We start from the raw sequence: 18961 nt of genomic DNA, 5'->3' as shown, positions 1-18961 counted from the left end.
TCAGTCTACTCCTGCAGGAGCACCGGCATCCAGGCTCCTTCCAGGAAGCCCTGTCGTTCAGATTTCCGCGACGCCCTCGCGCTCGGCCCAGCCCTCCAGGCCGTTGGGCAGCCGGATGCGCACGAAGCGCCCCGTCTCCTCGAGCAGGCGCACCTTCAGGCCCGCATGCACCTCGAAGATGGAGCGCGCGCCGGGCTGCGGCAGCTCCCGGGCCACCAGGGTGGGAGCCAGCACCACCGCTTCATGCACCGTGTCATCCACGTGCGCGTGCGCGGCCAGCAGCACGCCCGAGGGAAGCGCCACGGCGAACAGCAGCGCCGCCAGGATGCCCACCACCGTGCGACGCCCCGGCGCGAGAAACCGCCACACCAGCACGAGCAGCAGCGCGCCCACCCACGTGCCCAGGAAGGTCCACGCCACCACGTTGCCGTCCGTGGCCGCCGTCACGCGCGGCAGGAACTCCTCCTCCGCCGTGGCGCCCACCACCTTGTCCACCTGTCGGGCGCGGGCCACGGCCAGGTTGGCCTCCAGGTCCGGCGCGCGGCCGCCCTGCTTGCGAGCCTGCTCCAGCGCGAGCACCGCCCGGCCCAGGTCCCCGCGCGCCAGGTGCGTGGTGCCCAGGTTGTAGAGGACGTCCGCCCCACCGTGGCCTCGGGACAGGAGCTTCTCGTAGCCCTCCTGCGCGGCGGCGTAGTCCTCGCGCGCGTAGGCCTCGTTGGCCTTGAGGAAGACGTCCTGCGCCTCTTCCGGCGAGTAGTAGCCGCTCACGCCCAGCCCTCCATGGCGGCGAGCGCCGCGTCCATCACCTTCTGCCGCGCCGCCGCGTCACCCCCGCCGCCGTAGCGGCCCAGGTCGCACGCCTCCAGCACGTACAGCACCTGCCCGCGTCGCTCGTCCGCCACGCCCGCCGCCTTCATGCGCTCGCCGATGACCTCCCGGGTGAGGCCGATGACGGGCCCCCCCAGCCGCGCGCCCAGGAAGCCCTGCAGCGCCTTCTCCACCTCGGCGTAGAAGGCCCCGGCGTCCGCGCCCGACTGGAGCTTCTCCGCCTCCACCAGTCGCTTGCGCGCGGCCTTCGCCTGCTGACGGCTCTTGTCCGACTCGGTCCGCGTCGCCAGCCGGCCCCGCAGGCCGCCGATGAGCGCCACGCCCGCGAGCAACCCCAGCGGCGCCAGCACCATCGGGACGAAGAAGCCACGCTTCCACGGCGGCTCGGACGGCGCCACGAAGCGCGCCTGGTAGCGCACCGGCCTGAGGCCTCCCGCCGTCAGCACGTTCTTCTGCTCGTTGGCCGCGTCCGCCACGTGCGCGGAGGACGTGGGCGGCGGCGTGGGGCTGCCCGCCGCGGACTCCACCGTGAGGGTGATGGGCTCGGTGCGCGCGACCTCGTAGGAGCGGGCGCGCACGTCGAAGAAGGGGAACTCCAACGCGGGCAGCGTGAAGGTGCCCGTGCGCTGCGGCATCACCAGGTACTCCACCACGCGGCGGCCCTGCACCTTGTTGCGCTGCGGCGCCACCTTGTCCGTCGTCGTGGGGTCATAGATTTTCAGCGCGGAGGGGCCGGTGAGCTTCGGCGGGGTGACGTTCTTCACGTTGCCCGTGCCCTCCAGGATGACCTTCACCGTGACGGGCTGGCCCAGCTCCACGCGCGTCGTCGACACGTCCGTGGACAGCCGCCACGCGCCCACGTTCGCGTTGGACATGCCCGGCGGCGCACCGGGCGGCAGCGGCGCCACCTTCACCTTGAGGCCGTTGGACACGCGGTGCACGCGGTGGCCCGCGAACAGGAAGCCCGTGGTGATGTCCGCCTCCGCCGGCGAGATGGCCAGCGAGCCGGCCTTCACCGGGAAGAGCGCGCGGCGGCGCAGCAGATAGGCGCGGTACGGCACGCCATCCACCACCTTCTGCTCGCCCGACAGCTGCGTGGGGCTCTCCACCTCCTCCGTCCAGAAGCCCTCCAGCTTGGGCATGGTGACGGCGTCCACGCTGGTGAGGTCCACGCGCGAGTAGATGTAGAGCGACAGCGTCACCTGCTCGCCCACGTAGACCTGGTCCCGGTCCAGGCTCGCGCGCAGGAACAAGTCGGAGTCGCCCCGCGGGATGCTCGGCGTGTCCTCCTCCTCGTCGTTGGCGAACGGGTCCGGCAGGCGCGAGGGGAAGTTCGCGAACGGGTCCGGCAGCCGCTGTGGATTGCGGCCCGACTGCGCGGGCGCGGGCCCCAGCTTCCCCGGCATCACGACGATCTGCACGGAGTCCGTGCGGTGCGTCTTGCCCCCCGCCGTCATCTCCGCGGGCGGAATCGTCAGCTTCCCCGTCCGGTTCGCCCGGAGCACCATCACGTACTTGGTGACCTCCTGGATGTTGGCGGGGCCACCACCGGACCAGGACACCGAGCGCTGGGTGCTGCGCGAGCTGTTGAGGACCTCGAAGTCGTCCGACTGCGGCAGCCGCACCTTCGCGTCCGGGGGCGCATCCGCCGTCACCACCGTGAGGCGGAAGGTGTCCTCGCTGCCGACCTCCTGCCGGTCCACCGTCTGGTAGAACTCGAGGCCCGCCGACCACGCCGGCCCCGAGACCAGCAGGGCCAGCACGGCCAACACCACCCCGGCGCCGAAGCTACCAGTCCTTCTCATTGGGCTTCCTCTGCTTCTTCTTCTGCTGGAAACGCCAGAGCTGGAGATTCTTCTCGTTCTGCTTCATCGCATCCAGCAAGCGCTCCGCTTCCTGCTGGTCCAGGTCCGACGGGCTCACGCCCGCATCCGCGCCCGACGACTCCGAGTCGCTCTCCGACTCGCTGCCGCCATCCGCGCCGCCATCCCGCGGGTCGCCATCTCCGTCATCGCCGCCGCCATCCGCGCCGCCGTCGCTGCCGCCATCGCCCTTCTGCGGAGGCCCCTGGTCGCCGCCGTCGCCGCCATCCGCGCCGCCGTCACCCCCGCCGTCCGCGCCCCCATCGCCGCCGCCATCCGCGCCGCCGTCGCTGCCACCATCCTCCGTCCCACCGTCGGCGCCACCATCCGCGCCGCCGTCGGTGCCGCCGTCCACAGGCGCGCCGCCGTCCGCCTTGGTGCCGCCATCCTCGCCACCATCCGGGCGCCCGCCATCCGTCCCGGAGTCTCCCCCACCGTCCATTCCTCCATCCGCCGCGTTGTCCTGCGGCGGAGGAAGGTTGCGCAGCACCACCTCGTAGTTGTGCCGGGCCTGCACGTCCTGCGGGTCCAAGGTCAGCGCGCGTCGGTAGGACTTCAGCGCCTCCACCCTGTCCCCGGTCGTGGCCGCGAGGTTGCCCAGGTTGTACCAGGCCTTCTGTCGCAGGTCGGGCCGGTTGGACTCCGTCACCCCGCGGAACACCTCCTGCGCGTCCTTCACCCGGCCCAGCTTCGCCAGCGCGTCGCCCCGGTTGAAGTCCACGGTCGGGTCGTGCGGCCGCTCCTTCTTGGCCTCGTCGAAGGCCTTCAGCGCCTCCTCGTAGTTCCCCGCGAGGTACGCCTCACGCCCCTTCTGGACCATCGGGTGGTCGCGCTCCAGCGGCCCGGCGCCGAGCGCCGTCCACGGCAGCATGAGCAGCCACGCAAGCCCCAGCCACCGCGCGCTCATGGCGTCGACCTCCGGCGCGTGGATGGCAGGAGAATCATCCCCAACACGAGCAGCACCAGGCCCGGCACCGCGAAGGTCTGGAAGCGCTCGTCGTAGCGGACCGTCACGCGGCTCTCCAGCTCGCTCTTCTGCATCTGGTCGATGCGCTCCACCACCTGCCCCATGGCCACGCCGCGCGGCTGGAAGAAGAACGCGCCGCCCGTGGCCTCCGCGATGGCCGTCAGCCCCGCGCGGTCCAGGCGCGTGATCACCGTCTCGCCCGCGCCGTCCTTCTTGTAGTCCACGAACTCGCCGCGCCGGTCATACACGGGGATGGGCTCGCCGGACTCGGAGCCCACGCCCACCGTCAGCACCTGCACGCCCGCTTCCTTCAGCGCGTCGCTGGCCTCGCCCACCTCGCCCACCAGGTCCTCGCCGTCCGACAACAGCACCACCACGCGCTCCTTCGAGCCGCGGTCCGCGTTGTCCAACACCTGCTTCGCCAGCCGGAGCGCCGAGCCCACGTTGGTGCCGCCCTGGGGCATCACCTCCGGGTCCACCGCGCGCAGGAACAGCTTCACCGCCGAGTAGTCCGACGTGAGCGGCGACTGGATGAACGCATCGCCCGCGAAGACCACCAGGCCCACGCGGTCGCCCTTGAGTTCATCCAGCAGCGTCGTCAGCTCCAGCTTGGCGCGCTCCAGGCGGCTGGGCTGCACGTCGCGCGCGAGCATGGACTTGGACGCATCCAGCGCCACCACCACGTCGATGCCGCGCCGCTTGGTCAACTCGCTCTTCGTTCCACACTGCGGCTGCGCCAGCGCGAAGCCGAACAGCATGAGCCCCAGGCCGTACAGTCCGCCCTGCGTGGCCGGACGCCACACGGAGATGCCCGGCGTGAAGCGCTCGGCGTGCCGCTCATGCAGCACCGCGCGCACACGCGAGCGGCGCCGCAGGGACAGCATGAGCGCGAGCAAGCCCAACAGGGCCCCCAGCAGCACCAGGCCGAGGAACACCGGCTGGGCCAGTCCCGCCTGATAGCCGAGCACGGTGAAGCGCCAGGGTTCCACGGGCGTCACGGGAAGACCCTCAGGAAGGTGGAGCGCAGCAGCAGCTCCAGCGCGAGCAGGCCGAAGGCGGCCAGCAGGAACGGGTGGAACTCCTCGCGGTAGGTGGCGGACGCGCCGCCCTCCATCAGCTTGGAGCGCTCCAGCGAATCGAGCACCTTCTGCAGGCCGCGCCGGAGGCCCTCCGGGTCCGTCGCGCGGTAGTACTCGCCGCCCGTGCGGTCCGCGATGTCCTGCATCAGCTCGGGGTTGATGGGAATCTCCGTCTCGCGCCACACGGTGTTGCCGAACAGGTCCGTGCCCTGCGGGAAGGGCACCTTGCCGCCCTTGCCCACGAGGATGGTGTAGATGGGCACGTGGAGCGCCTGCGCCATGTTCGCCGAGTCCATGGGCGACAGCTTCCCCGCGTTGTTGTCGCCGTCGGTAATCAGCACCACCACGCGGCTCTTCGCCTCCGAGTCGCGCAGGCGGTTGAGCGACGTGGCCAGCGCGTCACCAATCGCCGTGCCGTCCTCCAGAACGCGGGTGCGCAGTTGCTTGATGACCTCCTTCAGCACGCCGTAGTCCAGCGTGAGCGGCGCCTGCGTGTACGCCGCGCCCGCGAAGACCACCAGGCCGATGCGGTCGTTCACGCGGTTGGCGAGGAACTCGGTGAGCACCTCCTTGGCCACGTGCAGGCGGTTCTGCGGACGGAAGTCGCCGGCCTCCATCGACGTGGACAGGTCCAACGCCACCACGATGTCGATGCCCTCCACCGACAAGTCGCGCACGCGCGAGTCGCGCACCTGGGGCCGGGCGATGGCGAGCACCGCTGCCGTCACCGCCACCACGCGCAAGAGCGGCAACAACGGCAGCATGTACGTGCGCAGGCCCTTGCCGCTCCTGGCGAACACGTTCGCCGCGGAGAAGCGCAGGGGCGCGCGAGCGCGACGCTCCCGCCAGGCCTGCACCAGGAGGAGCGGGACGAGCAGCAGCCCCCAGAGCGCCTCGGGGTTATTGAACGCGGGGAGCGGCGGCATTGTCGGGAGCTTGAATCGGCTGGGGCGGAACGTAGGTCTTGTCGACGAGCTCGTAGCCGAACAGGAGCGCGTCACGGCAGCTCTCGGGCGAGGCGTCCGCCCGCGCGTATTTCACCATGTCCGACTCGGACACGAAGCGCATGAGCTTGTCCTCGGGGAGGTTCGGCGGGGCCAGGCGGCGCAGCGAGGACATCAGCTCGGAGCTGGTGCACTCCAGGGCCTCGAAGCCGTAGCGCTCGCCCAGGTAGCCACGGACGATTTCGGACAGGCGGAAGTAGTGGTCCTTCACGCGGCCGCGCGCGGGCAGGTTCTCCGCCTTGAGCGTGTCCAGCGCCTTGCGCGTGCGCACGTCCAAGGGCTGCGGGGGCGGCACGTACACGTGCTTGGGGCGGTTCTTCCACCAGCGCAAGAGCGCCCACGCCAACAGGCCCGCGGCGAGCGCGCCGAGCAGCGCCAGCACCAGGCGCCACGAGCGGATGGGCACCTCCTGCGGTGGCTGGATGTCGAACAGGTCCGCGCCCTGCCCCTCCGCCTCCGGAGGCAGCGTGGACGTCACTTCAATCTGCCGACCCGGCAGCGAGTACTGGCGCGGGCCCTCCGGCGTGGCCACGTCGAACGCGAGCGCGGGCACCTGCACCGTGCCCAGCGCGAAGGCCGACATGCGCACCGCGAACGTCGTGGTGGCCGATTCCGCGCCGTCCTGCCGCTGGCGCGTCTGGTCGAGGAACTCGAAGTCCCCCGTCTCCTTGGGCACCGCCAGCTCGTAGCGGTGGTCCTTCGGATGGGTGAGCACCACGTGGTACGTGAACGGGTCGCCGATGCGCACCTGCTGCGGGTCCACGCGCACCGACACGTCCAAGGGCTGCGTCTGTTCGTGCGTGGGAGCCCCGGGCGGGCTCGCCGCGGCGGGCGCGGTCCCCTGCGGCGCCTGGGCCCCGGCCGGCGACGCGAGCGTCAGCGCGCCCACGCACAGCCCCATCGCGAAGCGCGCCATCCACCGGCTCATGCCGCCATCCTCCGGGCCCGCGCGCGGAAGAACTGCGCGAGCGCCTTGCCGTGGTCGTCTCCGGCGCGCAGCTCCACGTGGTCCAGCTCCAGCTTCTTGAAGAGCTTGCGGCGCTCGTCGCGAGCGGCCTGCATGGCGCGCGCGTAACGGCCCCGCACGCGCGGGTCGCTCGTGTCCACGACGAAGCGGTCCCCCGTCTCCGGGTCCTCCATCTCCACCAACCCCAGGCGCGGGAAGGCCTCCTCCAGCGGGTCCTCCACCACCACGGGGACCAGGTCGTGCTTGCGCCCCACCAGCCGCAGCGGCTTCTCGTAGTCGCGCGCCTGGAAGTCGGAGACGAGGAAGGTGACGGCCTTCCGCTTCGCCACCTGCGTCAGGTACGTCAGCCCCGCGGACAGGTTCGTGCCCTTGCCCGCGGGCTGGAACGTGAGGATGTCGCTCACCAGCCGCAGCACGTGCGTGCGGCCCTTGCGCGGCGGCACCACCTTCTCCACCCGGTCCGAGAAGAGGATGAGCCCCACCCGGTCGTTGTTGGCGATGGCGCTGAAGGCGATCTGCGCGGCGACCTCGGCCGCGATTTCGGCCTTGGTGCGCTCCTTCGAGCCGAACTCCTTGGAGGCCGACACGTCGACCAGGAGCATCACCGTGAGCTCGCGCTCCTCGGTGAAGACCTTGACGTAGGCCTCGTTCATGCGCGCGGTGACGTTCCAATCGATGATGCGAATCTCGTCGCCGGGCTGGTACTGCCGCACCTCGGAGAAGGCCATGCCCCGGCCCTTGAAGACCGAGTGGTACTGGCCCGCGAGCATGTCGGAGACCACCTTGCGGGTGCGGATCTCCAGCTTGCGGATGCGGCGGATGAGGTCCTTGGGCAGCACGGGGCGCTCGGCGGGAGGTCAGGGCACTTCGACGCGGTCGAACACCCGCTGGATGATCTTCTCCGGCGTGAGGTCCTCGGCCTCGGCCTCGTACGTCATCGCCACGCGGTGGCGGAGCACGTCGAAGGCGATGGCCTTCACGTCCTCGGGCGTGACGAAGGCGCGGTGGCGCAGGAACGCATGCGCGCGCGCGGCCTGGGCCAGGGAGATGGTGGCGCGCGGCGAGGCGCCGAACTGGATGTAGTCGGCCAGGTCCTTGAGGCCGTACTTGCCCGGCTCGCGCGTGGCGAAGACGACGTTGAGGATGTACTCCTTCACCTTCTCGTCCATGTAGATGTGGTGGACGAGCTCGCGGGCGCGCACCAGGTGCTCCACCGCGATGACCCGCTGGGCCCGGGGCGTGGAGCCTCCGGACATGCGGTCCATGATGATCTTCTCCTCATCCCGCGTCGGGTAGCCCACCTTCACCTTGAGCATGAAGCGGTCCACCTGCGCCTCGGGCAGCGGGTAGGTGCCCTCCTGCTCGATGGGGTTCTGCGTGGCCAGCACGAGGAACGGCTGGGGCAGCCCGAAGGTCTGGTCGCCGATGGTGACCTGGCGCTCGGCCATGGCCTCCAGCAGCGCGGACTGCACCTTGGCGGGGGCGCGGTTGATTTCGTCCGCGAGGACGATGTTCGCGAAGATGGGGCCCTTGCGGACGGTGAAGTTCGCGGCCTGCTGGTTGTAGATCATCGTGCCCACGACGTCGGCGGGCAGCAGGTCCGGGGTGAACTGGATGCGCATGAACGTGGCGCTGAGCGCGTCCGCCACCGTGCGCACGGTGAGCGTCTTGGCGAGGCCGGGCACGCCCTCCAGGAGCACGTGGCCGTTGCACAACAGGCCGATGAGGATGCGCTCCAGCATGTAGCGCTGGCCGACGATGACCTTGCCGGTTTCCTGGTTGAGGACCTCGACGAAGCTGCTTTCCTGCTGCACGCGTTCGGTGAGCGCGCGGATGTCCGTGTTCATGACGCCTCGGATGAGACTGGCGGCGGGCAGCCTAGGGTTGACCGGGTATCGGGCTCAACACCGCAGAAGCCCGGGCATTCCGGTAAGTTGGGTCCCCTTGTCCCCGAGGACCGTGTCCATGGCCCCATTGTCCCCCACTTCTCGTCCCGCCTCGCGAATTTCCAGGGGCCGTGGGGGGCGACCATGAAGCGCTCGGCCTGGGCCCAGGCGCCCTCGGCGGGGCCCGTGGAGGCGGGGCTGCTGGCCCAGTTGGCCCCGGCGGTGACGTCCACGGTGCACTGGCTGCCCGGAGGGGGGGCGCTGAGGGTGCTGGAGGGGGGCCAGGGCCCCACGGTGGTGCTCCTGCACGGGCGCGGCGGGGCGGCCTCCCTGTGGTTCGCGTACCTGACGGCGCTCTCGAGGGGGCACCGGGTGCTCGCGGTGGACCTGCCCGGCTTCGGGATGTCCTCGCCGACCGAGGGGCCCGTCCGCTCGGCGGAGGAGGGAGTGGGGTTCTTCACCGCGCCCGTGGAGGCGCTGCTCGAACAGCTCGCGCCCGGGCCCGTGTCCGTGGTGGGTCACTCGCTGGGGGGACTGGTGGGGGTGGAGCTGGCGCTGCGCTCGCGCGTGCCGGTGGAGCGGCTGGTGCTGGTGGACGCGATGGGGCTGGGGCCGGACATGGCGCGCAAGGCGCGGGCCTTCTTCCGCGCGGGACCGGAGCGGCTGGCGCGCTCGCTGGGGCCTTGGGCCTGGGCGCGGATGATGCCGCCCGCGCCGACGCCGCTGGGGGAGCGGCTGGGCGCGCTCGACTACGAGCTGATGTCGGCGCCGGGTGGGCACGACGAGGCGGCGCGGGCCTTCGACAGCCTGGTGCCGCTGATGGGGCCGGTGTTCCACCGTCGGGAGCGGCTCGGTGAAGTCACGGCGCCGGTGCTCCTGGTCTGGGGTGAGCGCGAGGACGTGCTGCCCCTGTCGCTCGCCGAGGAGGCTTCCCGGCGCTTTCCGAACGCGAGGCTGGTGCGCGTGGACGCGGGCCACAGTCCCCATCAGGAGCGCCCAGAGCGCGTGCTCCCCGAGCTGAAGTCGTTCCTCGCCGCGAGCGGAGCGCCGTAGCGAACCGCGCCCGCGTCGATGCCGCGGATGCCCGTGGACCTCCACGACGTGGTGGGGACGAGACGCGGAGGACGCCAACGAAGCGGGCGTCCTTCGGAGATGCGGACGCGCGCGAGTATCCTCGGAGCGACGTGTGCGGCTCACGGGTCGAAGCGGATGATGCGCTCGATGCGGTACGTGCCGGCGACATCCAGGGCCTTCAAGAGCATCAGGTCGCCACGCTGTCCCAGGGACAGCGACTGACGCGCGGGCCGCGCGAGCCGGACCGTATCGCCCGGCTTCGCGCCCTTGCCGGACAGCGGCACCGCGAACAGACCCGCGCCATCCACGGTCTCGACGGCGCCGAGGACTCGCAAATCTCCCAGCTCTTCAATCTTCCCCACGTGCGCGAGCACCCGCTTCTTGCCCTTGGCGCGCACGGCCCGGTTGACGGCGATGCCCACGTCGCCGGTGAAGGGCCTTCCATCCGCGCCGAACAGGCCGATGCCCCGGAGCAGCAGATGCACCACGCCAGAGCTCTCGTTCTGGGGGATGGACTCGTAGCGCGAGACATCCGCCGACTCGGCCCGACCGCTCGCGAGCGCATCGAGCGCCGTGGCCAGCGCGACGAAGTTGAGTCGCACCAGGGGCTCGTCCGGAGGCAGTGAGGTCCACGCCCCCGTCTCGATGAGCACCGAGGGGGTCCCCCATCGCGTCATGTTGTCGCCGAAGGCCCGCGACTCGAAGCTGTCGTCGTAGCGCCCCACCTGTCCGGGCGCGAGCGTCTCCACCGCGTCGCGAATCACCGCGCAGACCTTCTTCGCGAGCAGCCGCCCGGAGTTGTCGCTCCGCGCCTTGTCGAACGCGGCCGCGAGCACGGAGATGGACGCGGGCCGGCCCGTGTCCCCCACCCCATGTCGCCAGCCCTGGTTGTGCAGGTTGAAGCCGATGAACGGTTGGAGCTCGTCGCGCAGCTTCTTGAGCGTCCGCGCCTCGGGCGTCTGGAGCGCGAGCGCATCGCGGTTGATGTCGATGCCCTGCGCGTTGCGGCGCTGGAAGCGCTCGGCGCCATCCGGGTTGAGCATGGGCACCGCGTGGAGCGTGAGCGTGGAGAGCAACCTCGCCACCCAGGGCTCGTCACGGTGGGTCCTCAGGTACTCGAGCAGGTCCAACAGCGCGGTGGTCGCCGTGGGCTCGTCCCCGTGCATCTGGGACCAGAGCAGGACGTGACGCGAGCCCGTGCCCAGCGCGACATGGTGGAGCGCGCGCCCCTCCACCGAGTGCCCCACGACCTCGAGCCGGAAGAAGTCGGGTGAGCGCGCCTTCAAGTCCTTCAGGTGTCGCTCCACATCGGCGTGACGGACGAGCGGCGCCACCGGGAGCGACGCGAGATGGACCTGGTCCCACCGCTCCGCGAGCGCGTGGGGTTCGGGGACGGTGACGACCGGAGAGGTGGACATGGGCGAGGCCACGGGCTGCGCGGTTCGAGCGAGGGCCGGTGCGGGCACCATCCCCCAACAACAGGCGACGACACGAAGGAGACGACTGCGTCCAACCTGGAACATGGCGCGCTCCTGGCCGCGGGGCCATCAGGACTTCTGGGCGGGACGCAGCAACGTCTCGAGGAAGCGCAGGTACTTCGGGTCCTCTTGCTCGAAGATCTCCTTGTCCGCGCCCATGAAGGCCCGTGCCAGCTCGTCACCGGCGCGCCGCAGGTCGCCCAGCTCGAACTCGCACTGCCCCAGCCGCAGGTGGATGAACGGGTTGCCCAGGCCATCGGGCGCGTGCACGGCGTCCTTGAGCGCGGCGCGGGCTCGCGAGAACTCCCCCATCTGGAAGAGCATGTCACCGATGGCCGTGCAGACCCACGTGGTCGCCTCGTACTCCATCCACGGCTCGGGGATGAGCTGGAACGCGGCCTTGAAGGACCGCAGCGCCGCAGCGGGGTCGCCCTTCTCGGCGAGTTCATCCCCCTCGGCGCAGAGCGCCTGGATGCGCTCGTGGACCTCGTCCGGAATCTCGGGCATGTGCACCTCACCACGGGCGGAAGACCGCCGTGCACGGCTGCGTATACCACCCTTCCCGGTGTGCAGCGCGCTGCACAACCCGTGGGCAGGCGGCCATCCCACCGCGTGTCCCCGCGCCTCGTGCCGAGGAGAGCCCCGGTCGGGTACGACTCTTGGATAGACTCCGAGCGTGCCGAAAGACCTGCTCGAACTCGATGCGACACCCGAGCGACTGCGCGCGCTCGCCGAGGCCCGCGTCATTCCTCCCGGCGCCCTGGAGCGCGCGCTCGCGCTCTCCACGGCTACACCGACGTCCGACGCGTGGCGGCGCTTCGTCTCCACCGTGCTGCTCGGCCTGGGCGCGCTGCTGGTGCTCTCCGGCGTCATCTACTTCTTCGCCTACAACTGGGCGCAGATGCACCGCTTCGCCAAGCTGGGGCTCATCGGCGTCGGCATCCTCGGCACCGCGCTGCTCGCGCGCAGGCTCGGTGACACGCTCGCGGGACAGTGCAGCCTCTTCGCCTCGTCGGTCCTCGTCGGCGCGATGCTGGCCGTCTACGGGCAGGCGTATCAGACGGGCGCGGACGCGTTCGAGCTGTTCGTCGGCTGGGCCGCGCTCATCCTGCCCTGGGTGCTCGCTGCGCGCTTCGCGCCGCTGTGGCTGCTCCTGCTCGTGCTCGTGAACACCGGCATCGTGTTGTTCCAGGACCAGGTCCTCGGCGGCGGTGACGCCTCGAAGGGCTGGCTCGCCGTGGTGCTCGGGCTGCTCAACGGCCTGGCGTGGGCCACCCACGAACACTTCGCGAACCAGGGTGTCTCCTGGCTGCAGGGCCGCTGGCTGCCCCGCGTGCTCGCGACGATGAGCGTCCTGCCCCTGCTCGCCGTCGGCACGGCGTTCATCCTCATTCCCAGGGAGGTCCGCTCCAGCGGGCTCGCCGCCCTGGTGCTGCTCCTGGGGACCTTCGCCGCGGAGTACGCGCTCCACCGGCACCTGCGCGGCGAGCTGTTCCTGCTCACCCTGGGCGCGCTCTCGGCGATGACGCTCGTGACGACGGGCCTGGGCCGCGTGGTGTTCGAGGGCACGAAGGACGAGCTGGGGCTCTTCATCCTCCCCATCTTCATCATCATCCAGGTCGCCGTCGCCGTCCGCTGGCTGCGCGCCGAGGCCCGCGCCACGGGCGCCTCCGAGGAGTCCTGACATGTCCCTGCGCCCATCCATCCAACAGGTCCTCGCGGGTCTGCGTCACGAAGGCCAGGTCGACGAGTTCGCCGAGTCCCGCGCCCGCTCCACGCTCGAGGTGCATCAGCGCACCAGCACCGCCTCGCCCTGGTTCGTGAAGGCCTTCGCCGCCTTCGGCGCCTGGTTGGCCGCGATCTTCCTGCTGAGCTTCTTCGCCTGCGTGGGACTCTGGGATGAAGAGGAGGTGTTCGCGGTCATCGGCATCGTCCTCGTCATCGCCGCCGTCGCGCTCCGGCGCACCATCCATGGCGTCTTCCTGGAGCAGCTCACGCTCGCGCTGACGCTCGCCGGCGTGGGCATGGCCGGGGTCGGGGTCGCTCAATTCGGCTCGGACAATGCCGGTGTCGGAGCCGGCCTCGTCCTCTGCCTGGTCCTGCTCTTCGTCTACCCGGACTCCACCCTGCGCTTCCTCGCCACGCTCGGCGCGGGCGCGGCGAGCCTCTATCTCCTGCTGGAGCTGGTGTCCGGGCAGGTCATGGACCTGGGACTGCTCGCGTGCACGGGACTGCTCCACTGGCTCTTCCTGCAACAGGCGAGGTTGCGGACCGGCAAGTACGGAGACCTCGTCGGCCCCGTCAGCTTCGCGCTCGCCTGCGGCCTGCCCGCCGCGATGCTCACGCGCCTCGCGTCGTTCCTCGTCGAGACACACGAGTGGTCCCTGACGCTGCCGATGCCCCTGCTCACGCTGGGCCTCACCGCCATCACCCTCTACACCGCGTGGCACATCATGCGGGAGCACGACCTGCCCCCCTCCGGAGCCCCTGGCGCGGCCGTCTTCGCCGCGCTCACGCTCGTCGCCGTCCTCACGGTCCACACGCCCACGGTCATCTGCGCGGTGGGGCTCATGGCGCTCGGCTTCCATCGGCGCAGCAACCTGATGGTGGGAATCGCCACCGCGTTCCTGCTCGCCTCGGGCGCCTGGTACTACTACGACCTGAGCGTCACCTTGCTCGCCAAGGCGCTCGCGCTCATGGGCAGCGGGCTCATCCTGCTCGGCCTCCGGCTCTTCCTCTCACGCCGCTTCCCCCAGGCGCCGTCCCCCGTGGAGGCACGCTGATGCGCTCGCCCCTGTTCTTCGTCGGACTGCTGCTCGCGCTCGCCGTGCCACTGGGCCTCGTCGTCCAGAAGGAGCGCGTGCTCTCCACGGGCAAGGGCATCCTGCTGGAGCTCGCGCCCCGAGACCCGCGCTCGCTGATGCAGGGCGATTACATGGTGCTCGACTACGCGCTCACCCGGGAGCTCAACAACACGTACGAGAAGTTTCCCCAGGACGGCGTGCTCGTGCTGAAGCTCGACGGCGACGGCGTGGGGACGTTCGCGCGCATGGACTCGGCCGTCGTCCCCCTGGCTCCCGATGAGCACAGGCTGAGATACCGCATCAGGGACGGCCGCTTCCGACTGGGTGCGGAGTCCTTCTTCTTCCAGGAGGGCCACGCCAGGCGCTACGAGCGTGCGCGCTACGCGGAGCTGAAGACCGCCGACAATGGCGACAGCGTCCTCGCGGGCCTGCGTGACAAGGAGCGCCAGCCCCTGGACGCCAACTCCGCTGACGACGTCGACGCGACGACCCTCACCGACACTCCCGACGAGGGCGAGGCGAACTCCGTCATCAATGCGCCCACGGACGTCGATGCGCCCACCACCATCGATGCCCCCACCACGGTCGATGCGCCTGCTCCCGTCGAAGCGCCCACCATCGACAGCCCCAGCGCGGCCGACGCTTCTACCGACGTCGACACTCCCAACGAAAAGGAGCCCACCGTCATCGAGTAGCCCTTGCGAGGATGCCTTCCGACGACGCGGCGCCTACTGTCATCGAGCAGCCCTCGCAGGGCGGCTCCTGACGACGAGGTTCCTGCGCGTCATCCAGCACCCTCTCAGCGGTGACTCGCGATAGCGCGTATCCCACTGACATCCAGCCCCCCTCGCCCGGGGTGACACGGACGACGCAGCCCACCGGCCTCAGGCTCCTCTCGCATCGAGGCGCTTGAATCCGCCGACGCGGCTCCTTCCTCCAGCACCTCCCTCCGGGAGTAACACGGACGACGCAGCCCTACCGGCCTCAGGCTCCTCTCGCATCGAGGAGATTGAATCCGCCGACGGGGCTCCCTCCTCCTCCAGCCCCCCTCGCCCGGGGTGACACGGACGACGCAGCCCACCGGCCTCAGGCTCCTCTCGCATCGAGGCGCTTGAATCCGCCGACGCGACTCCCTCCTCCAGCGACCCTCCCGGGGTTGGCGCCCGCTGCCCATCATCCAGCCCCCTCTCCCCTCGGGATTGACTCCCGGGCGGGTTTCGCGCATCATTTTGTTGATTTCGATAATCAAAATCAAAATCATCAAGAAGGAGACACGCGATGCTCGGTCAGGGATGCGGCAAGAGGGTGCTCGCGCGGGGGCCATGCGCCGAGGTGACGCGTTGCACCTGCGGTCACATCCACCTGGCGATGGGGCCGGTGACGATTCGTGTCGAAGAGGAAGTGCTGCGCGCCATCGGCATGACGCTGGCGGAGGCGGTGCACAACCTGGACGAGCCCGAGCGCTCGCACGCCGACGAGGCGGAGAGCGCGCCGTCGATGCAGGCCCCGACGTTCGGCGGGTGGAAGCAGTGAGCGCCACCGGGACCTTGCGTCTGCCGCGCACCGAGCAGTCCGCGCGCGTGCGTCGACTGAGCGAGAGCGAGGCAGAGGCCCTCCAGCCCGTGGCTCCCACCTCCGCGCCACTGTCCGTGCTGCTCACGGAAGGCACTGCCCGAGCGCACGAGCAGGCCGAGCGCTCCGTGTTCCTCCAGTCGCTCTTCTGCGGCTCGTGGGAAGGCATCTACGGCCAGTACGTCCGCGCCCAGCACTACGTCAGCTACCTGCGCCAGCTCCACCTGCTCTACGCCACGTACGAGAGCGTGCTGCCCCGCGCCGCGCGCACGTCACTGACGCCCGTGCTGCTGATGCCGGAGCTGCGGCGCGCGGACGCGCTGGAGGCGGACCTGGCGTACTTCTGCGGCGAGACGCGCACGGAGACCTTCGCGTGCGTGGAGACGCGGCTGCACGCCGAGCGCCTGCGCGAGGTCGCCGAGGACGCGCCGCACCTGCTCGTGGCGCACGTCTTTGCGCGGTGCGTGCTGGACCTGTTCACCGCGCCGGAGCGCTCGCGCCTCGTCGCGAGCGCCTTCGAGCTCGAGGACTCCCGCGGCACGCTGTTCCACGGCTCCGCCACGCCCGACGAGCTGACGGCGCTGCGCGTGCGGCTGCACTCGCGCATCGACGGCCTGGAGCTGGAGGAGGACGAGGCGCGCGAAATCATCCAGGAGGCGCGCATGGCCTTCCGACTCCAGGCGCTCGTGTGCGACGAGCTGGCCCGGGGAGCGACGGGAATCTCCCCGCCGTCGGGCGGCTACCGGGGCGGGTTCAGCGCCTCCCAGTAGTTGGGCAGCCCGCGCAGGTGGTTGCCGCCGTCCACGTCCAGGCTCTCGCCCGTCACCCAGCCGGAGTCCTCGGAGCACAGGAACTGCACCACCCGCGCCACCTCGTCCGCCAGCGCGTGCGCGCGGCCCAGGGGCGTTCGCGCCAACAGCTCGCGGTGCATCGTCGGCCCCTCGATGAAGGCCGCGGCCTGGGGCGTGTGGGTGGCGCCCGGCGCGACGACATTCACGCGGATGTTGTGACGCCCCAGCTCCAGCGCCGCCGCGCGTGAGAGCTGGGCGAGCGCCGCCTTGGACGCGCTGTAGTGCCCCAGCCCCTCCGACACCACCGTCTGACACAGCGACGAGACATTCACGACCGCGCCCGGTTGATTCCGGGCGATGAGCGCGCGGGCGAAGGTCTTCAAGCAGAGGAAGGGGCCCTTCAGGTTCACCGCGAACAGCCGGTCCAGCTCGTCCTCGGGCAGGTCCATCAGCAGCGACAGCGACACCGTGCCCGCGTTGTTCACCAGGATGCCGGGCAGCCCCAGCTCGCGCGTGGCGCGCTCGTGGGCGCGCTCGACGTCATCCACGCGACACACGTCTCCGGCGAAAGGGACGGCGCGCGCGCGACCCTCCGCCTCGCGGTTGAGACGCTCGGCCGCCTCCACCACCTTCGTCTCCGTGCGTCCGAAAACGAGCACGTGGGTGCCCTCGCGCATGAGCCGCGAGGCGACGGCCAGACCGATTCCCTGCGCACCACCCGTGACGATGGCGCATTGAGAGAGGAGCTTCACCGTTCTCACCCCCGAGTGTCGTGTCTCTCGGAAGCTAGCAATGGCTCCTCTGCGCGAGCATTGTACCGCGGGCCACTTGGCGTCGACTCAGGCCGCCTCGTCCTCGGAGAGCAGGTCCGCGAACGGCGAGGCGTCCTCACCCAGCGCCTTGTAGAGCGCCTCCACCTTCTCCAGCTCGCGCTTGAGCGCCTTGTGGTGGTTGCGGTTCTTCACCAGGCTCTCGCGGCCCAACAGCTTGAAGCCGTCATCGCGCCCCACCTGCCGGATGGCCATGCCCAGCACCAGTCCCCGGAACGCGTCCGCCAGGTCCAGGTCCAGGGGCGCGTTGCGACGGCGCGCCTCCGCGACGAAGGCCTGCGCCGCCGCCTTCAGCGCGTCCGGCAGCGGCTTGCCGCCCGGCGCCTGCTCGTAGTCGAGCGCGCGCGCCACGTGCTTCTCGTGGAGCACCAGCTCGCCACCGGACACGGCGTGCTCCACCATGGCCAGCGTGTACGCACGGCGCACGATGTTGTCGAGCTGCCGCAGGTTGCCCGGCCACGCGCTGCCGACCAGCAGCCGCTCCGCGTCCGGCGTCACGCGCGCGCTGCCCTCGGGGGAGCGCTCGCGGTGGCGACGCTTCACCATGTACTGCGCCCAGAGCGGGATTTCGTCCTGGCGCTCCTGCAGCGCGGGCATGCGCACGGGCAGCACGTTGACGCGGTAGTAGAGGTCCTCGCGGAAGCGGCCCGCGCGCACCTCGGCGTGCAGGTCCGCGTTGGTGCCGATGATGAAGCGCACGTCCGCCTGACGCTCACCGGTGCCCTCGCCCAGCGGGCGGTAGCTGCGCGACTCCAAGAGGTGCAGCAGGCCCGCCTGCGCCTTGAGCGACAGCTTGTCGATTTCGTCGATGAACAGCGTGCCGCCGTCCGCGCGCGCCACGCTGCCGGGCGCGTCGCGCACCGCGCCCGTGAAGGCGCCCTTCTTCCAACCGAAGAGCTCCGCCATCTGGAGGTCCTCGGGCACCGTCACCAGGTCCAACGTCTCGAAGGGCTTGCCCCGACGGTTGGAGCGCTCGTGGCACCAGCGCGCCAGACGGGACTTGCCCGCGCCCGTCGCGCCGCTGATGAGGATGGTCTCGTCCTGCAGCGCGAACACCCGCAGGATGGGCAACAGCTCCGCCATGGAGCGCCCCACCACCGGCAGGTACTCGTCCACCTCCGGGGTCGCCACCGGACGCTGCGGCAGGCCGGCCAGGTACGGCGCCGCCACGTCCGCCAGCAGCTGGAGCCGCTCGCCCGACTCGCGCCAGACGAACTCCTGCCCCATGGCGGCCAGGCAGTCCGCCTCCAGGGAGATCATCCCCTCGATGCTGCCGCCCGGCGTGCGCAGGGGCAGCACGCACACGTGCGTGGCGTGGCGGCCCAGGAAGCGCTGACGGCTCTCGTTGCTGTGGAACCCCGCGAGCCCCGGGTCGCCCGTCACCGGGGCGTCCGGCGCGTGCGGCTGCACCGTGCCCACGTTGACGTCGATGGACACCGCGCAGCGATGCTCCACCACCGCCCGCCACGCCGTCGCCGACGTGAAGAAGGGCGTCCCCACACTCGCATCCGTAATCTCAGTAGCGCCCACATCCAGCGCGGCCAGGCGCCGGTAGGCTTCCCCCGGGCGCAGGTGGACGATTCCGCGAAGCACGCGGGCTCGGGCTGCGTACCGACTGGACGCAACGGCGTCCTGCGCCACGGCCAACATGTGCTTGAGGGTGGTGGTCGCAGCGGTCTCGAAATCCTTCGCCCCCCGCAGCGCGCTCATGAGCTGCGGCATCTCCTCGTGCATCCACTCGCCTCCGTCCGGTGCCATCCGAGAGTACCCGCCAAGGGCCGCATCGGAGGGGAGGCAGTGTAGCGGAGATGAAGAACGC

General features: G+C 70.7%; 18 protein-coding genes. 6 read left to right on the top strand and 12 right to left on the bottom strand.

Annotated features, from left to right (window positions below):
* Window positions 1-57 precede the first annotated feature (57 nt).
* The 8 genes from VZQ01_RS30360 to VZQ01_RS30325 are packed head-to-tail and all read right to left on the bottom strand — an operon-like array spanning window position 58 to window position 8554.
* The gene (locus VZQ01_RS30360; RefSeq protein WP_223781809.1) at window positions 58-768 is read right to left on the bottom strand and encodes an SH3 domain-containing protein; all 711 of its coding nucleotides are present in this window, start codon (window positions 766-768) and stop codon (window positions 58-60) included.
* Window positions 765-2633 (bottom strand): BatD family protein, encoded by a 1869-nt coding sequence (locus VZQ01_RS30355; RefSeq protein WP_426745361.1) that lies wholly within the window; start codon window positions 2631-2633, stop codon window positions 765-767. Before VZQ01_RS30355 ends, VZQ01_RS30360 begins: the two co-directional genes overlap by 4 nt.
* Entirely contained in the window at window positions 2617-3597 is a 981-nt protein-coding gene (locus VZQ01_RS30350) for a tetratricopeptide repeat protein (RefSeq protein WP_223748227.1), read from the bottom strand. Before VZQ01_RS30350 ends, VZQ01_RS30355 begins: the two co-directional genes overlap by 17 nt.
* Complete coding sequence (locus VZQ01_RS30345; RefSeq protein WP_223748226.1) at window positions 3594-4655, bottom strand: VWA domain-containing protein; 1062 nt, start codon at window positions 4653-4655, stop codon at window positions 3594-3596. The genes VZQ01_RS30350 and VZQ01_RS30345 overlap by 4 nt, the downstream gene beginning before the upstream one ends.
* Window positions 4652-5662 (bottom strand): vWA domain-containing protein, encoded by a 1011-nt coding sequence (locus tag VZQ01_RS30340; protein ID WP_223748225.1) that lies wholly within the window; start codon window positions 5660-5662, stop codon window positions 4652-4654. The genes VZQ01_RS30345 and VZQ01_RS30340 overlap by 4 nt, the downstream gene beginning before the upstream one ends.
* Window positions 5637-6668, bottom strand: a complete 1032-nt coding sequence (locus VZQ01_RS30335; RefSeq protein ID WP_426745360.1) for a BatD family protein — start codon at window positions 6666-6668, stop codon at window positions 5637-5639. The genes VZQ01_RS30340 and VZQ01_RS30335 overlap by 26 nt, the downstream gene beginning before the upstream one ends.
* The gene (locus VZQ01_RS30330; protein WP_141330729.1) at window positions 6665-7546 is read right to left on the bottom strand and encodes a DUF58 domain-containing protein; all 882 of its coding nucleotides are present in this window, start codon (window positions 7544-7546) and stop codon (window positions 6665-6667) included. Before VZQ01_RS30330 ends, VZQ01_RS30335 begins: the two co-directional genes overlap by 4 nt.
* An 18-nt stretch (window positions 7547-7564) precedes the next feature.
* Window positions 7565-8554, bottom strand: coding sequence for an AAA family ATPase (locus tag VZQ01_RS30325; protein ID WP_248541956.1), 990 nt, complete (start codon window positions 8552-8554; stop codon window positions 7565-7567).
* 183 nt (window positions 8555-8737) lie between these two features.
* On the opposite strand from VZQ01_RS30325, the gene VZQ01_RS30320 reads away from it, so the two are divergent.
* Entirely contained in the window at window positions 8738-9646 is a 909-nt protein-coding gene (locus VZQ01_RS30320; RefSeq protein ID WP_223781805.1) for an alpha/beta fold hydrolase, read from the top strand.
* Window positions 9647-9786: 140 nt separating this feature from the next.
* Here the strand turns inward: VZQ01_RS30320 and VZQ01_RS30315 are convergent, their stop codons facing one another.
* Entirely contained in the window at window positions 9787-11085 is a 1299-nt protein-coding gene (locus tag VZQ01_RS30315; protein ID WP_426745359.1) for a M14 family metallopeptidase, read from the bottom strand.
* 129 nt (window positions 11086-11214) lie between these two features.
* Window positions 11215-11652, bottom strand: coding sequence for a tetratricopeptide repeat protein (locus VZQ01_RS30310; protein ID WP_223748220.1), 438 nt, complete (start codon window positions 11650-11652; stop codon window positions 11215-11217).
* 169 nt (window positions 11653-11821) lie between these two features.
* On the opposite strand from VZQ01_RS30310, the gene VZQ01_RS30305 reads away from it, so the two are divergent.
* From VZQ01_RS30305 to VZQ01_RS30285, 5 genes are all read left to right on the top strand, one after another.
* Complete coding sequence (locus VZQ01_RS30305) at window positions 11822-12829, top strand: DUF2157 domain-containing protein (protein ID WP_426745358.1); 1008 nt, start codon at window positions 11822-11824, stop codon at window positions 12827-12829.
* Window position 12830: 1 nt separating this feature from the next.
* Complete coding sequence (locus VZQ01_RS30300; RefSeq protein WP_426745357.1) at window positions 12831-13928, top strand: DUF4401 domain-containing protein; 1098 nt, start codon at window positions 12831-12833, stop codon at window positions 13926-13928.
* Complete coding sequence (locus VZQ01_RS30295) at window positions 13928-14644, top strand: GDYXXLXY domain-containing protein (RefSeq protein ID WP_426745356.1); 717 nt, start codon at window positions 13928-13930, stop codon at window positions 14642-14644. Before VZQ01_RS30300 ends, VZQ01_RS30295 begins: the two co-directional genes overlap by 1 nt.
* Before the next feature lie 583 nt (window positions 14645-15227).
* Complete coding sequence (locus VZQ01_RS30290; protein WP_223781800.1) at window positions 15228-15482, top strand: hypothetical protein; 255 nt, start codon at window positions 15228-15230, stop codon at window positions 15480-15482.
* Window positions 15479-16291 (top strand): biliverdin-producing heme oxygenase, encoded by an 813-nt coding sequence (locus VZQ01_RS30285; protein WP_426745355.1) that lies wholly within the window; start codon window positions 15479-15481, stop codon window positions 16289-16291. Before VZQ01_RS30290 ends, VZQ01_RS30285 begins: the two co-directional genes overlap by 4 nt.
* On the opposite strand, the gene VZQ01_RS30280 is transcribed toward VZQ01_RS30285, so the two are convergent.
* Together VZQ01_RS30280 and VZQ01_RS30275 are read right to left on the bottom strand one after the other, a co-directional pair.
* Window positions 16261-17064 (bottom strand): SDR family NAD(P)-dependent oxidoreductase, encoded by an 804-nt coding sequence (locus VZQ01_RS30280; protein ID WP_141329268.1) that lies wholly within the window; start codon window positions 17062-17064, stop codon window positions 16261-16263. The genes VZQ01_RS30285 and VZQ01_RS30280 overlap by 31 nt on opposite strands.
* An 87-nt stretch (window positions 17065-17151) precedes the next feature.
* Window positions 17152-18900, bottom strand: coding sequence for a sigma-54-dependent transcriptional regulator (locus VZQ01_RS30275; protein ID WP_305070665.1), 1749 nt, complete (start codon window positions 18898-18900; stop codon window positions 17152-17154).
* Between the last annotated feature and the right edge of the window lie 61 nt (window positions 18901-18961).

The organism is Myxococcus faecalis, assembly GCF_050039385.1.
Taxonomy (GTDB): Bacteria; Myxococcota; Myxococcia; order Myxococcales; family Myxococcaceae; genus Myxococcus; species Myxococcus fulvus.
This window is presented reverse-complemented; position numbering and strand designations above follow the sequence as displayed.

What these genes read in the sequence shown, in the direction of transcription:
- VZQ01_RS30315 (WP_426745359.1), bottom strand. Translation starts at nt 11,085, where the DNA reads ATGTCCACCTCTCCGGTCGTCACCGTCCCCGAACCCCACGCGCTCGCG.
- VZQ01_RS30310 (WP_223748220.1), bottom strand. Translation starts at nt 11,652, where the DNA reads ATGCCCGAGATTCCGGACGAGGTCCACGAGCGCATCCAGGCGCTCTGC.
- VZQ01_RS30340 (WP_223748225.1), bottom strand. Translation starts at nt 5,662, where the DNA reads ATGCCGCCGCTCCCCGCGTTCAATAACCCCGAGGCGCTCTGGGGGCTG.
- VZQ01_RS30300 (WP_426745357.1), top strand. Translation starts at nt 12,831, where the DNA reads ATGTCCCTGCGCCCATCCATCCAACAGGTCCTCGCGGGTCTGCGTCAC.
- VZQ01_RS30290 (WP_223781800.1), top strand. Translation starts at nt 15,228, where the DNA reads ATGCTCGGTCAGGGATGCGGCAAGAGGGTGCTCGCGCGGGGGCCATGC.
- VZQ01_RS30320 (WP_223781805.1), top strand. Translation starts at nt 8,738, where the DNA reads ATGAAGCGCTCGGCCTGGGCCCAGGCGCCCTCGGCGGGGCCCGTGGAG.
- VZQ01_RS30350 (WP_223748227.1), bottom strand. Translation starts at nt 3,597, where the DNA reads ATGAGCGCGCGGTGGCTGGGGCTTGCGTGGCTGCTCATGCTGCCGTGG.
- VZQ01_RS30325 (WP_248541956.1), bottom strand. Translation starts at nt 8,554, where the DNA reads ATGAACACGGACATCCGCGCGCTCACCGAACGCGTGCAGCAGGAAAGC.
- VZQ01_RS30335 (WP_426745360.1), bottom strand. Translation starts at nt 6,668, where the DNA reads ATGAGCCGGTGGATGGCGCGCTTCGCGATGGGGCTGTGCGTGGGCGCG.
- VZQ01_RS30275 (WP_305070665.1), bottom strand. Translation starts at nt 18,900, where the DNA reads ATGGCACCGGACGGAGGCGAGTGGATGCACGAGGAGATGCCGCAGCTC.
- VZQ01_RS30355 (WP_426745361.1), bottom strand. Translation starts at nt 2,633, where the DNA reads ATGAGAAGGACTGGTAGCTTCGGCGCCGGGGTGGTGTTGGCCGTGCTG.
- VZQ01_RS30295 (WP_426745356.1), top strand. Translation starts at nt 13,928, where the DNA reads ATGCGCTCGCCCCTGTTCTTCGTCGGACTGCTGCTCGCGCTCGCCGTG.